General features: G+C 65.8%; 8 protein-coding genes and 2 riboswitches. Of the genes, 4 read left to right on the top strand and 4 right to left on the bottom strand.

The features are described from left to right. The first annotated feature begins 134 nt into the window (after positions 1–134). Both ACUSIJ_RS08545 and ACUSIJ_RS08550 read left to right on the top strand, forming a co-directional pair. Positions 135–1,124 (top strand): hypothetical protein, encoded by a 990-nt coding sequence (locus tag ACUSIJ_RS08545; protein WP_449307952.1) that lies wholly within the window; start codon positions 135–137, stop codon positions 1,122–1,124. 70 nt (positions 1,125–1,194) lie between these two features. Then, positions 1,195–1,284: riboswitch (glycine riboswitch) on the top strand. 1 nt (position 1,285) lies between these two features. Further along, a riboswitch (glycine riboswitch) is annotated at positions 1,286–1,422 on the top strand. A 58-nt stretch (positions 1,423–1,480) separates the two neighbouring features. Then, positions 1,481–2,797: a D-amino acid dehydrogenase gene (locus ACUSIJ_RS08550; RefSeq protein ID WP_449307953.1), complete on the top strand. Its 1,317-nt coding sequence runs from the start codon at positions 1,481–1,483 to the stop codon at positions 2,795–2,797. On the opposite strand, the gene ACUSIJ_RS08555 is transcribed toward ACUSIJ_RS08550, so the two are convergent. Then, positions 2,771–5,236: a DUF3141 domain-containing protein gene (locus ACUSIJ_RS08555; RefSeq protein ID WP_449307954.1), complete on the bottom strand. Its 2,466-nt coding sequence runs from the start codon at positions 5,234–5,236 to the stop codon at positions 2,771–2,773. The two genes, ACUSIJ_RS08550 and ACUSIJ_RS08555, sit on opposite strands and share 27 nt — an antisense overlap. Before the next feature lie 223 nt (positions 5,237–5,459). After that, positions 5,460–6,182, bottom strand: a complete 723-nt coding sequence (locus ACUSIJ_RS08560) for a protein phosphatase CheZ (protein WP_449307955.1) — start codon at positions 6,180–6,182, stop codon at positions 5,460–5,462. Positions 6,183–6,374: 192 nt separating this feature from the next. On the opposite strand from ACUSIJ_RS08560, the gene ACUSIJ_RS08565 reads away from it, so the two are divergent. Continuing rightward, positions 6,375–6,755 carry a response regulator gene (locus tag ACUSIJ_RS08565; RefSeq protein ID WP_449307956.1) on the top strand — a complete coding sequence of 127 codons (381 nt, stop codon included), beginning with the start codon at positions 6,375–6,377 and terminating at the stop codon, positions 6,753–6,755. Between the two features lie 22 nt (positions 6,756–6,777). Here the strand turns inward: ACUSIJ_RS08565 and ACUSIJ_RS08570 are convergent, their stop codons facing one another. Both ACUSIJ_RS08570 and ACUSIJ_RS08575 read right to left on the bottom strand, forming a co-directional pair. Continuing rightward, the gene (locus tag ACUSIJ_RS08570) at positions 6,778–9,885 is read right to left on the bottom strand and encodes an efflux RND transporter permease subunit (RefSeq protein ID WP_449307957.1); all 3,108 of its coding nucleotides are present in this window, start codon (positions 9,883–9,885) and stop codon (positions 6,778–6,780) included. 12 nt (positions 9,886–9,897) lie between these two features. Then, positions 9,898–11,049: an efflux RND transporter periplasmic adaptor subunit gene (locus ACUSIJ_RS08575; protein WP_449307958.1), complete on the bottom strand. Its 1,152-nt coding sequence runs from the start codon at positions 11,047–11,049 to the stop codon at positions 9,898–9,900. Between the two features lie 521 nt (positions 11,050–11,570). Here ACUSIJ_RS08575 and ACUSIJ_RS08580 point away from each other — a divergent pair. Next, entirely contained in the window at positions 11,571–12,518 is a 948-nt protein-coding gene (locus tag ACUSIJ_RS08580; protein ID WP_449307959.1) for a ribose-phosphate pyrophosphokinase, read from the top strand. The last annotated feature ends 708 nt before the right edge of the window (positions 12,519–13,226 follow it).

A 13,226-nucleotide genomic window follows, 5' to 3' on the forward strand; every position in this document is an offset into this window, starting at 1 on the left:
CGCGTATCGTTACAGGTGAACTTTGTTTGATTGAACTGTGCTTGGGAATACCTCAATTGGCATAAGAAAATATACTGTACAGAATATCTACATAACATCTGTAAGCTTATCCGTTCAGCATTGCCCGAACCGTCATGTCAGAATCCACTGCCGTCTCGCCGTCCGTCGTCTCCTACCAGCCGCTTCCCCACGAGGAGGCGGCTTCGGATTCCGACGGCGCGTGCACGGTTCGCGATGCCGGCCGTGTGGCGACAGTCCCCGGTTTCGATTTCCTGAAGAGGTTCCGTGAGGTCTTCGAGGCCGCCGGCGGCATGCCCTCCTCCGCGTCCAACGGCCCGGAGTCTGCCGGCAAACGGATATACGAGCGCGCCGTCCTGCTGCTGAGCCATCCGAAGGCGCCGACGGCAGCCCCCGACGGGGACCCGGATGCGCCGAAAGTAGAAACCGCGGCCAGACTGGCGGCGCGCCTGCACAGCAAGGTGGCGGTGATGAAAAGAAACATCGACCTGCTTAGCAATGCGGAGGACATGAAGTTCGACGACCCTGAGGTCGTGCTGAAAAAGAAGAAGAACATAAGGTTCGCGGCCGTGAACTATGCAAGCATATGCGAAAGGCTCGCCCTCGCTGTCGACGCCCTGGAGCCTGCGCACACGGCCGACGATATCCGGCAGGCCCTGGCGATGGCGGACAAGACCAACATGCAGGATGTCGGCGAATTCCACAGCCATGCCGCCACGGCATCCAATCCGGCCAGCACCGCGCAGAACATCGTTCACCTCGTCGTCAACAAGACCGTCGGTGTCCTGCCCGAGTCCGTGCAGGAAAGCATGAAGGACGCCGCTATCTGGATCGCGGATCAGGTCAGGGACAATTGCGTGACGAGGGTGGCGTTCAAGATCATCGCCGCGCTGGGGATGTTTCTGGCCTATGCGGTGCCGATAGCGCTCGTCGTGGCGAGCGTCATTGTCCCGCCCATCGCTCCCATCACGGCCACGCTGGCCGGCGGCGCCACGCTGGCCTGTCCATTCGTGGCCCACTTCTGCGGCGAGCTTTGGAAAGCCCTGCGGGACAAGGATACGGGACCCGATACGCCCGACTTGACCATGCGGATACTGCCCCACTGATGCCCCGCTCCCCCATCATCCCGGAATCGGTTGCCCCCTGCGAGCCGTTCTGATAGATATGTCACGTCCCTATGACGGATCGGGAGAGATTGGACAGCGTCCGACGCCGATGGAGCAACCGCCCCGGAAACTCTCAGGCAAAAAGGACCATTCCGTCAGGACAATCTGGAGAGAGGCCCGCCGGGCAAGCCGGCAGGGTCCACCGAAGGGGATGAAGCGTGTCAGGCAGGCAGGGTGGCGGCGGCTGCCCCATCCGGCAAGGCGCGCGGCTCAAGCTCTCAGGTAAAGGTACAGATGGGGCGCGAGACCGACCGGTTCGTCGGCCGTCATGCGTCTATCGTACAGGAGCCCGGGCCATGCCCCGTATCGTCGTTATCGGAGCCGGCATCGCCGGCGTCACCGCCGCTTACTCCCTCGTTCTGCGTGGCTATGACGTCACGGTCGTCGACCGTGGCCGCTATCCCGCCATGGACACGTCCTTCGCCAACGGCGGCCAGTTGTCGGCCTGCAACGCCGAGGTGTGGAACAGCGTCGCCACCATCTTCAAGGGCCTCAAGTGGATGCTCCGCAAGGACGCACCACTCCTGGTCAATCCGTGGCCGAGCTGGCACAAGTATTCCTGGATGGCCGAGTTCGTCGCCGCCATCCCGCGCTACCGCGAAAACACCATCGAGACCACGCGGCTCGCCATCGCGGCGCGCAAGCACCTGTTCTCCATCGCCGAGACCGAGGGCATCGCGTTCGATCTCGTCCAGCGCGGCATCCTGCACATTTTCCGCGACAGGAAAACTTTCGACGCCAGCATCCGCGTCAACAAGCTCCTGACCGAGGGCGGCCTCGAACGCCGCGCGGTGACGAACGAGGAAATGCGCGCCATCGAGCCGACGCTGCGCGGCGACTACGTCGGCGGCTTCTTCACGCCTTCCGATTCCACCGGCGACATCCACAAGTTCACGCGCGGCCTTGCCGAAGCCGCGAAGCGGCGCGGCGTGCGCTTCATTCAGGATGCCGTCGTCACCGCCATCACGCGCGACGGTGAGGGGGAGGCCACCGGTTTCGTCGTCAAGTTCGCGCCCGCCCTGCCCGATGCCGGCCTTGCCGATCACGTCAAGCCGGCCGAGCAGGACGTCCGCGCCGATGCGGTCGTGATCTCCGCCGCGTCCGCCAGCCGGGCGCTCGCCGCATCCCTGGGCGACAGGCTCAACGTCTATCCGGTGAAGGGCTATTCGATCACCATCAACTCGGACCGGCCCGAGTCGCAGGCAGCCATGCCCACCGTCAGCCTGCTCGACGAGGCGGCCAAGATCGTCACCAGCCGGCTCGGCGAAAGCCGCCTGCGCGTGGCGGGCACGGCCGAATACAACGGCTTCAACCGCGATATCCGCGCCGACCGCATCCAGCCGCTGATCGACTGGGTGCGGCGCGAGTTTCCGGGCATCGACACCGACCGCGTCGTGCCGTGGACGGGCCTGCGCCCGATGATGCCGGACATGATGCCGCGCGTGCGCCGCGGCCGGCAGAAGGGCATCTTCTACCACACCGGCCACGGACACCTGGGCTGGACGCTCTCCGCCGCCACGTCGGAACTCATCGCCGAACAGGTGCTCGCCGACTTTCCGGTGGATGCGGTTGCCCCTCAAGCCGGATCAGGCAGGGACCGCCTCATCGCCTGACGGCGGCGGCTCCGGCGCGTCGGGCTGCTCCGTCACGTCCGCCAGCAGCGGCTTGAGGCCGAGCACGCGGCGGAAGGCGTGGAAGGTCGCCGCCGCGTTGGGGTCGGCGTCCTCCAGCGGGCCGAGCACGTATTGCACCGCCTCGACGGCCTGCTCGCGCTCCTCGGCCGTGTGTAGCAGGTCGGGCAGGTGGGTCAGCGCTTCCTCGCGCGCGAACTGGACGTTGAGGCCCTGCTCGTGGATGATCCGCGCGCGCTGGGCCGCGCCGAGCGCGCTGAACGGCTCCGTCCGGTTCAGGAGGTGGGCCGAGCGCTCCAGCCGGTCCTTGCGCACGTTGCCGCGCGATTCGGCGAGCAGGATCAGCATGCGGATCACCGCGTCGACATAGCCGCCGCGGCTGATATGCGCCAGCGCCGCCTGCACCTCGGGCAGCGCGAACAGTTCTTCCTTCGACTTGCGGGTGCGCTCGTATTCGTAGCGGCGGCCGAACCAGCGCATGTAGGGTGTGGCGTAGATGGAGAAGAACATCCGCTCGTACCAGGCGTTGCGCATGTCGCGCATGATGTCGAGCGACTGCTCGAAAACATCCGCCCACCAGTTCTCCAGTTGCACGAAGGGGTTGTCGGGGGCGGCGGCGGCGCGGTTCTCGGCCACGGTTTCCGCCGCCTGCCTGACCGGCTGCAGCAGCGGGTTGCGCGAGGAAAACAGGCTGCGCTGCAGGCGCAGCGGATGCAGCGCGCGCGACAGTTCGGCAGTGGCCTGCGTCACCGCCAGCTGCACGAAGGGGCGCAGCGCGATGTCATAGAACTCGCCCTGCAGTTCCGACAGCCGCGCCACGGCGGCGAAGGGCACCTCGTCGCGCCGCCCGTCGATGGCGCCGGGCAGGTCGCCGGTCTTGCGCTCGACGAACGACACCCGGAACTGCTGCGCGTCGCCTTCGCCGACGACATCCTCGATGACCATTTCATAGAGGCCCGGGGCCAGCGCCTCGATGGTCTTCATGGTGGACGCCACCTCGGTGTGCTCGCGCTTGGCGATGGACGAGGAGACGAAAATGCCCAGATGCCCGACCTTGTCATGCACCATGTAGACGATGCGCTGGCCGCGTATCTTGATCTCGGTCTCGTCGGCGTAGGTGTCGCCGATCCAGTTGAGCGCTTGCTGCGGCGGCGTGATGGTGTCGCCGAGGCTCGTGAACACGATCACCGGCGAGTGGATCTGCTTCACGTCGAGATTGCGCCCGTGCTCGAGCCGCGCCTCGTTGCGCGCCAGCCTGTTGCCGACGAACAGGTCGCGCACGATCCACAGGATCTCCTCCTCGTTCATGAGGAAGAAGCCGCCCCACCATTTCTCGAAGTCGAGAAACCGCTTGCGGCCGGCGTCGACGTCGTTGAAATAGTCATAGTATTTGCGGAAGTAATTGCGGGCGGGGTTCAGCAACTCGAAGTTCAGCACCAGCCACGCGCCGTCGAACACCCCGTTGCCGACGTCCGACAGCACCATCGGCAGGATCTGGCCGCCTATCAGCCCGGCGTTGTAGCGGATGACGTTGCGGCCGATCTCGCCCGACCACGTCTCCACCGGCGCGCCGTTGAGCACCAGCGGACCGGTGATGTCCGGGTTGCTCGCGCCGAGCAGCAGCGTCGCCCAGCCGCCCTGGCAGTTGCCGATCACCACCGGCTTGGCGGCGTCGGGATGCAGCGCCTGCACGTGGCGCACGAAGGCCGCCTCGGTGCGCGTCACGTCGGCGAGCGTCTGGCCGGGCTCCGGATCGCGCCGGAAGCTGACGAAATAGACCGGGTGCCCGTCACGCAGCGCCACGCCCACCTGGCTGTCCACCTGCGAGCCGCCGATGCCCGCGCCCTGCCCGGCGCGCGGGTCGATGATGATGTAGGGGCGCTTCCAGACGAACGTCTCGACGCCGGGCGGCGGCACCACCCTCAGCAGCACGTAGTTGGTCGGTCGCGGCTGATCGGCGCCGTCCATCACCATCTCGTAGTCGTAGACCAGCACCGGCGGACAGCCCGCCGCCTCGTGGGCGAGGAAGATGTCGCCGCGCTCGCGGATGGTGTCGGCGTAGAGCACCATGCGCTGCGCCCGGTCGATCCCGTAGGCGATCGCGGCTTCCGTCAGGCCGAGCCAGCCGCCGGGGCCGCGCACGACGCGGTCCGTGATGGCGGTGAGCCGCTCCAGCGCCGCGCGGGTGCGGGCGCTGTGATCGGCGGCGATGCTGTTGACATGCTGATTGGAGGACTGGGTGGTGAGATCGCCCAGCGCCGAATACTCGGAGAGCTGCGACCTGAGCTGGTGCACCCGCCGCTCCACGGTCGACCGGCTGCCCTCGACGATCCGCGCGAGAAAGACCACGTCGTCGTCGAAACCGAAACGCTCGCCGCCTGTGATGCCGACCGGACCCGTTGCCGCGGACTGCTGTGCCATGAAAGCCTCCGAAGCCCCCGCCACGCAGCGAAGGGCGCTCCTTGTTGCCGAGCACGATAGTAGTCCGAGGTAACGGCCTAATGAACATGACATCCATCAAACCGATGTCATGAATATTTGACTTCACCGGCACGATTATAATTTGCCGACTTTTTTACACGTGCTGCATCCCGCCAATATTGCGCGTATATAGCCACCCGGACACGGGATGGCTGACATCGCATCAGGCGAACAGCGAGTCGATATCGTCCTGGGATACGACGTTCTGGTCCGTCTCAAGCGGCGGCCCGTTGAGCAGCGCCGCATCTCCGGTCTTCTCCGGCGGCGCCGGCATCTCGGCGGCGGGAATGGAGGAAAAGCTCTCGGCCCCGCCCCAGATCGACATGATCGTCTCGACCCTGTCCTCGATGAAGTGCAGTACCTGCACCACCTTGGCGATGCGCTGGCCGGTGAGGTCCTGGAAGTTGCAGGCCTCGAAAATCCTGATCGCATGCTTGTGGATGTCGAGCACCAGCGCGTTCTCGCTGCCTTGCAGCTTCGGCAGCAGCTTGCCCGCCACTTCCTCGATGCTTTCCGCCGACGAGAGGATGGTCTCCGTCGCCACCTCGGTGCCGTGCACCACGGCGTCGAGTTCGTCGAGGGCGCGGCTTGCGGCGTCCCCCCGCAGGCCCTTGACCTGGAGGCTCAGAATCTCCCGCTTCGTCTGGGAGATCGCCTGCTGGATCGATTCGACCTCGGCCATGAGCTCGGCCTTGCCCTGCCCCCCGTCCGGCGGGGGACCGTACCCGCCGCGCTGCACCAGTCGCCGGATATCCGCCAGTTCGACGAAGACCCTCTCAAACAGCGCCCCGTAGTCCCCCTGCTCGCCCGCCGCACGCAACTCCTGCTCCCCGTCATCGGACCCAATATCCGCCTCGATCCGGAACGGACGACGATCACCCGGCATCGGCATCACTCCATGCTTTGCCCTATTCGCGCTCCAGTCATAGACGATGTGAGGCATAGCCGCAATATTCGCAGGCGCAAAAATGCAAGCCCCAGGCAAGCAAACCCTGCCATTTACCTAACGGAGCGGCGGGCAGTATGCCATATCAGCGTAAAGTGAAATACTGTATTCGAGTTTGTGCTGGAGTGAACGATGGCTCTTGACCTTTCCATGCCTATCCTTGTTGTCGACGACTACAAAACAATGGTCAGGATTATACGTAACCTTTTAAAGCAACTTGGATTTCAGGATGTGGACGACGCCGCCGACGGCAGCGAGGCGCTCACCAAGCTGGCGGAACGCAAGTACGGGCTGGTCATTTCCGACTGGAACATGGAACCCATGACCGGGTATGAACTGCTGAAACAGGTCCGCGACAACCCGGAACTCGAATCCATCCCCTTCATCATGGTGACGGCCGAAGCCAAGAGCGAGAACGTCATCGCGGCCAAGAAGGCGGGCGTGAACAACTATATCGTCAAGCCCTTCAACGCCCAGACCCTCAAGGACAAGATCGAGGCGGTGTTCGCCTGAGCGCGGCGCGCGCCGCCGCCGCTCACTCGGCCGGATGGGCAGGCACGTGCCCGCCCACCGGGGCATACGTTGCCCGTTCGCTCGCGTCACCGGCGTCACCGGCGTGGACGAAGCGGCGCCCGATGAGGCTGTAGACGACCGGCACCACGAACAGCGTCAGCAGCGTGCCGAAGGTCATACCGCCGACGATGACGAGGCCGATCTGCTGGCGGCTTTCGGCGCCTGCGCCGGCGGCGATCATCAGCGGCACCGCGCCCAGCACCATCGCGCCCGTCGTCATCAGGATCGGCCGCAGCCGCAGCGCCGCCGCGTCGATGGCGGCCGCGAGCCGCTCCTTCCCGGCCTCCTGCTGCTGGTTGGCGAATTCAACGATCAGGATGCCGTGTTTCGTGATCAGTCCGACCAGCGTCACGAGGCCGATCTGCGAATAGACGTTCAGCGTGCCGCCGCCGTAGTGGAGCGCCGCCAGCGCCCCGGTCATCGACAGCGGCACGGACAGCAGGATGATGAGCGGATCGCGAAAACTCTCGAACTGGGCCGCGAGCACGAGATAGATGAAGCCCAGCGCCAGCACGAACACCACGGCGAGGCTCTGGCTCGACGCCTTGAACTCGCGGCTCTGGCCGCCGAAGTCGGTCTGCACGTCCGCCGGCAGCACCTCCGCCGCCGCCTGCTCCAGGAACGCCAGCCCGTCGCCCAGCGCGAAGCCCGGCGCCAGATTGCTGGAGATGGTGGCGGAGCGCAGCTGGTTGAAGCGGCGCAGATCCCTGGGCGCGACGGATTCCGTCACCTGCACGATGTTGGAGAGTTGCACCATCTCGCCCGAGGGCGCGCGCAGGAAGATGGTCGACAGCGTCGAGGGCGAGGCGCGGTCCTCCGCCGCCATCTGCACGTAGACATCGTATTGCTCGCCTTCGACCTCGAAGCGCGTCACCTGCCGGCCGCCGAGCAGCGTCTCCAGCGTGCGGCCGACGACGGAGACGTCGAGGCCGAGATCCGCCACCTTCGCCCGGTCGAGGGTGACGCGGAACTCCGGCTTGTTCAGCTTCAGGTCCGATTCGGGATTGACGAAGCCGGGATAGTCGCGCGCCCGCTCCATCAAGGCCTCGACATGGGTCTGCAGTTCCTCGTAGGTGCCCGAGGTCTGCACCACGAACTCCACCGGACGCGAGGAGCCGCGCTGGCCGAGCGAAGCCGGGTTGTTGGCATAGGCCTCCACGCCCGCAATGCGCTGCAGCTTCGCCCGCATGTCGGCGGCGAGCTGCTGCTGCTTGACGTCGCGCTCGTCCCAGTCCTTGAGACGGCCGATGGCCAAGAAGTCCGTCACGTCCGGGAAGCCCAGGATGACGAGCACCGACGCCACTTCGGGGATGGTGCGCAGCTCGTCCTCGATGATGCCGGCATAGCGGCTCATATAGGCGAGCGTCGCGCCCTCCGGGCCGCTGCCCCGGATCATCACCACGCCGCGATCCTCCACCGGCGCCAGTTCCGAGCGCAGCGCGGTGAAATAATAGCCGCTCAGGCCAGCCACCACGACCGCCAGCAGCACCACCACGGCGCGCCCGCGCATCGACGCCCGCAACGCCCCGCGATAGCCCGCCTCGAGCCCCAGGAACGCCTTCTCGAAGAGCACGAACAGGCGGCCGGGGTTCGGGTTGTGCCGCAGCAGCTTGGCGCACATCATCGGCGTCAGCGTCAGCGCCACGAAGCCGGAAACGAGCACCGCGCCGGCGAGCGTCAGCGCGAATTCGAGGAACAGCCGCCCGGTGCGCCCCTCGGCGAAGGCGACGGGCGCGTAGACGGCGGCGAGTGTCAGCGTCATGGCGATGACGGCGAAGCCGATCTCGCGCACGCCCTTGATCGCGGCCGCCACCGGCGACAGCCCTTCCTCGACGTGGCGGTGGATGTTCTCCAGCACGACGATGGCATCATCGACCACGAGGCCGATGGCGAGCACCATGGCGAGCAGCGTCAGCGTGTTGATGCTGAAGCCCATCATCAGCATCAGCGCGAAGGTGGTGATGAGCGAGATGGGGATGGTGACGATGGGCACGAGCGAGGCGCGCAGCGAGCGCAGGAAGACCAGGATCACCAGGATGACGAGGGCGATGGCCTCCATGATCGTGGTGTAGACCGCCTTGATCGAGCGGTCGATGAACACGGCGTTGTCGTTGGCGATCTGCGCCGATACGCCTTCCGGCAGGGAGGCGTTGACTGCCGGCATCACCCGCCGCAGCGCCGCCGACACGTCGAGCGGATTGGCCACCGCCTGCTTGACGATGCCGACCGTCACGCTGGTCTGGCCGTTGAAGCGGCCGTCGCGGCGCGTGTCGGCGGCGCCGAGCTCCACCCGCGCCACGTCGCGCATGCGCACCTGATGACTGCCGGCGAGCTTCACCACCACGTTCTCGAATTCCTCGACGCTGGTCAGGCCCGTGCGCGACAGCACGGTGAACTCGCGGTCGCGGCTCTCGATGCGGCCCGACGGCAGTTCGACGTTCTGGGCGCGCAGCGCCGCCTCCACGTCCTGCACCGTGAGGTTGTAGGCGGCGAGCCGCTCGCGGTCGACCCAGACGCGCATGGCGTAGCGGCGCTCGCCGAAAATGTTCACGTCCGCAACGCCGGTGAGGTTCTTGAAGCGGTTGACGACGTAGCGGTCGATGTAGTCGGTCAGTTCGAGCGCGTTGAGGCGGTCGCTCATGAACGAGATATAGACGACGGGTTGGGCGTCGGCCTCCACCTTGGCGATGATCGGCTCGTCGATCTCGTCGGGCAGACGGCCGCGCACGCGGCTCACCCGGTCGCGCACGTCGTTGGCGGCTTCGTCCGGATCGACGCCGAGGGTGAAGCGCACGGTGATGCGGCTCGTTTCGGCCCGGCTCACGGATTCGAGCACGTCGATGCCGGCGATGCCCGCGATCGACCCCTCCAGCACCTGCGTGACCTGGCTCTCGATGATGGTGGCCGATGCGCCCGGATAGCGCGTCGTCACCGACACCACGGGCTCGTCGATGTTGGGATACTCGCGCACCGCCAGCCTGTTGTAGGAGACGAGGCCGATGAGCATCAGGATGAGGCTCAGAACCGTCGCGAAGACCGGCCTGCGGATGCAAAGCTCGGAAAAGCCCATCGGCGCGCCCCCTCAGATCTGGCCCCCGGCCGCCGAGGCCGCCACCTCTATGGGCGCACCGTCGCTGAGGCGGTGCTGGCCGGCGGTGACGATCTGCGCGCCCGCGGCAAGACCTTCCAGCACCTCGACCTCGCCGGCGAGACGCGCGCCGAGCTTGACCTCGGTCTCGAACACCTTGCCGTCGGCCACCCGATAGACGAAGGTCGCGTCGCCGCGCGGCACGATGGCCTCCTCGGGCACGAACACGGTTTGCTGCGCTTCCGTGTTCTTGATGGCGATGCGCGCGAAAAGGCCCGGACGCAGCGCGAGATCCGGATTGGGGAGGCGGGCGCGGATCCTCAGCGCGCGGCCGTTCACGTCCACCATGGGATCGATGGCGTATATCGTGCCCGAGAACCGCTCGCCCGGCAGCGCGTCGACGGTCAGCTCCACCGGCTGTCCGACGCGCACGCGGGCGAGATAGGTCTCCGGCACCTTGAAGTCGACCTTGAGCTGATCGATCTTCTCCAGATTGACGATCTCGACGCCGGGATTGAGATACGCGCCGACCGAGACCTTGCGCACGCCGAGAACGCCGGGGAACGGAGCGCGGATGGACAGTTTGTCGAAGCGCGCCTCGACGAGCGCCAGCGCCGCGCGCGCGGTGGCGAACTCCGCCACCGCCTCGTCGTTGGCGCGCTGGGTGGCGTTGCCGCCCTTGGCGAGCTGGCTGGTGCGCCGGTGATTGGCCTCGGCGAGCGCGAGCCGCGCGCGCACTTCGTCGATCTCGGCCTGGGTGAGGGCGGAATCGAGGCGCACGAGCATGTCGCCCGCCTCGACGTGCTGCCCCTCGGCGAAGCTGATCTCGGCGACGCGCCCCGCGATCTCGGACGATATCAGGACGCTCTCGTCCGACTGCAGGCTGCCGACGGTGCGGATATCGTTCAGCGCGTCACCCGCGCGCACGGTGGCGGTCTCGATGGGGAAGCCCTTTCTGGGCTCCGCCGTCCGCGCCGAATCGGTCCTGGCCGACGCGGCCGCCCCGGTCTGTGCCTGCGCCGGAGCGCGCAGAAAGGAGGGGCCGGAAAACAGGTCAGCGAAACGGTCGCCCCGCTGGTCGAACACGACCCACCACGCGGCTACCAGAACGATCAGGAGCGCTCCCACCTTCAACAATCTGCGCATACGATCTCCCCGACGCCCGCCCCATCAGCCGGCATCCGCGTCTCCTGTGAACCCCCGGCAGGCACCCGTCGAAGCCCGGAACGCCTCCGCCCAGGCCGTCATTGTGCGCTGCAATGGAAATATAGCACAAGTTAACATTCGCTCATGTTGATAGTGTTACGGATCGTGGCGCCTGTCCAATCAAGGATACGACAACAATGCCGTTTTTTCCTGCATGTGGCGAAAATTGCAGCCTTCCGGGCCATTTGCGACCGCGGCAGCGGCCCGCACGTTCCGTGCGCCCCGGCGCGATTCGGTGATCGCATGCGGCCCTGTCTCCATCGCGGATTTCCTTGCCACGGATTTGTCATCGGGACTATTGTTCGCGCGCCTCACCGCTGATATGTGCGCGTCAAACCTTGCGTGTGTGCAAACCTTGCGTGTGGGCCTGGGAATGGCTCATACCTCACGTGCTCACGCTCCCGGCGGAGCGCTGGATCGGAAGCCGTCGCGCGTTGAACCCAATATAAGGAAATGGCCGGATGAAACCCTCGATCAAACTCGTTGCGGGCAACTCCAACCGCCCGCTCGCCGAGGCGATTTCAAACTACCTCGAAGTACCGCTCGCCTCGTGTCTCGTGCGCCGCTTCGCCGACATGGAGATCTTTGTCGAGATTCAGGAGAACGTCCGCGGCGAGGACGTGTTCATCATCCAGTCGACCTCGTTTCCGGCGAACGATCACCTGATGGAGCTCCTGATCATCACCGACGCGCTGCGCCGTTCGTCGGCCAAGCGCATCACGGCGGTGATCCCCTATTTCGGCTATGCCCGGCAGGACAGGCGCGCCACCGGCCGCACGCCGATCTCCGCCAAGCTCGTCGCCAATCTCATCACCCACGCCGGCGCCGACCGCGTGCTGACCGTCGATCTGCACGCCGGCCAGATCCAGGGCTTCTTCGACATCCCCACCGACAACCTGTTCGCCGCGCCGGTCATGGTGCGTGACATCCGCGAGCGGGTGGAGGACCTGTCCAACGCCATGGTGGTGTCGCCGGACGTCGGCGGCGTGGTGCGCGCGCGGGCGCTGGCCAAGCGCATCGACGCGCCGCTCGCCATCGTCGACAAGCGCCGCGAGCGGCCGGGCGAGTCCGAGGTGATGAACATCATCGGCGACGTCACCGACAAGAGCTGCATCCTGGTCGACGACATCATCGACTCGGGCGGCACGCTCTGCAATGCCGCCGACGCCCTGCTGGCCAAGGGCGCGAAGGAGGTCTACGCCTACTGCACCCACGGCGTGCTCTCGGGCGGGGCGGTGGCGCGCATCGCCTCGTCGCGCCTGAAGGAACTCGTCATCACCGATTCCATTCAGGCGACGGAGGCCATCAAGGTCGCGCACAACATCCGCACCATCACCATCTCGACGCTGCTCGGCGAGGCCATCGGCCGCACGGCGACGGAATCGAGCGTCTCCAGCCTCTTCGACTGATCCAAAGCGGCGAATGCCGGCGCCCGGTGCCCCCGCGTCCGGCATGCGGGGCGTCCGTTCACACACGCCGCCCCCGGACCAGCTTCGCAACGGAACCTCCGGCCGGTCGGAATCCACGCCAAATCAGGGAGTTGCGAAGGAAAATCCCATTCGGCGCGGTCGCATCGCGCCCGGCCAAATCGCGCCGCGCGATGCGGTCCCGCCGGATCGGGCGCGCTCCCGGGCCGTGACGTCAGGTCCCGCGCATCAGGCCATGCACATCGCGCAATCCGTTAATGTAGTGCGGCGCACAAACGCCCTGCCCGGCCGCCCGATGTGGGGCCGGCTGCATCTCATTCCACGGGGTGCCCGTTACAAACCATATAATTAACAATGATGATCGTTAATTTTTCGTTAATCCGGCCAACATTCGTGAAATGGGCCAATGCAGATGCGCCCTCCTTCCCGGCGGCGGGCTGAAAGCCTTGACTGTGGTCGATTGTGGCGGGCGACAAAAAAAGAGGCCGAATTCCACTAGGGAATTCGGCCTGAAAGTAGCTCCAGCTAAGGCTGGAACTTCCAGAGGGGAACGGTTGAAACAAGCTCTACGCCGGGAGGAGGTGCGGAGCTCATCGGTCTCAACCGTGGTCAGAATGCCTGCATTGCTGCTATTTTGCAATGCAGCAGACTACATAACAGGCATGCATATGCCGCATGGTCTATCTGAAT

This window comes from Pseudochelatococcus sp. B33 (assembly GCF_053570585.1).

Bases quoted from the DNA above. Each gene is read 5' to 3' on its own strand.
- ACUSIJ_RS08545 (WP_449307952.1), top strand. From the start codon at position 135: ATGTCAGAATCCACTGCCGTCTCGCCGTCCGTCGTCTCCTACCAGCCG.
- ACUSIJ_RS08550 (WP_449307953.1), top strand. From the start codon at position 1,481: ATGCCCCGTATCGTCGTTATCGGAGCCGGCATCGCCGGCGTCACCGCC.
- ACUSIJ_RS08555 (WP_449307954.1), bottom strand. From the start codon at position 5,236: ATGGCACAGCAGTCCGCGGCAACGGGTCCGGTCGGCATCACAGGCGGC.
- ACUSIJ_RS08560 (WP_449307955.1), bottom strand. From the start codon at position 6,182: ATGCCGGGTGATCGTCGTCCGTTCCGGATCGAGGCGGATATTGGGTCC.
- ACUSIJ_RS08565 (WP_449307956.1), top strand. From the start codon at position 6,375: ATGGCTCTTGACCTTTCCATGCCTATCCTTGTTGTCGACGACTACAAA.
- ACUSIJ_RS08570 (WP_449307957.1), bottom strand. From the start codon at position 9,885: ATGGGCTTTTCCGAGCTTTGCATCCGCAGGCCGGTCTTCGCGACGGTT.
- ACUSIJ_RS08575 (WP_449307958.1), bottom strand. From the start codon at position 11,049: ATGCGCAGATTGTTGAAGGTGGGAGCGCTCCTGATCGTTCTGGTAGCC.
- ACUSIJ_RS08580 (WP_449307959.1), top strand. From the start codon at position 11,571: ATGAAACCCTCGATCAAACTCGTTGCGGGCAACTCCAACCGCCCGCTC.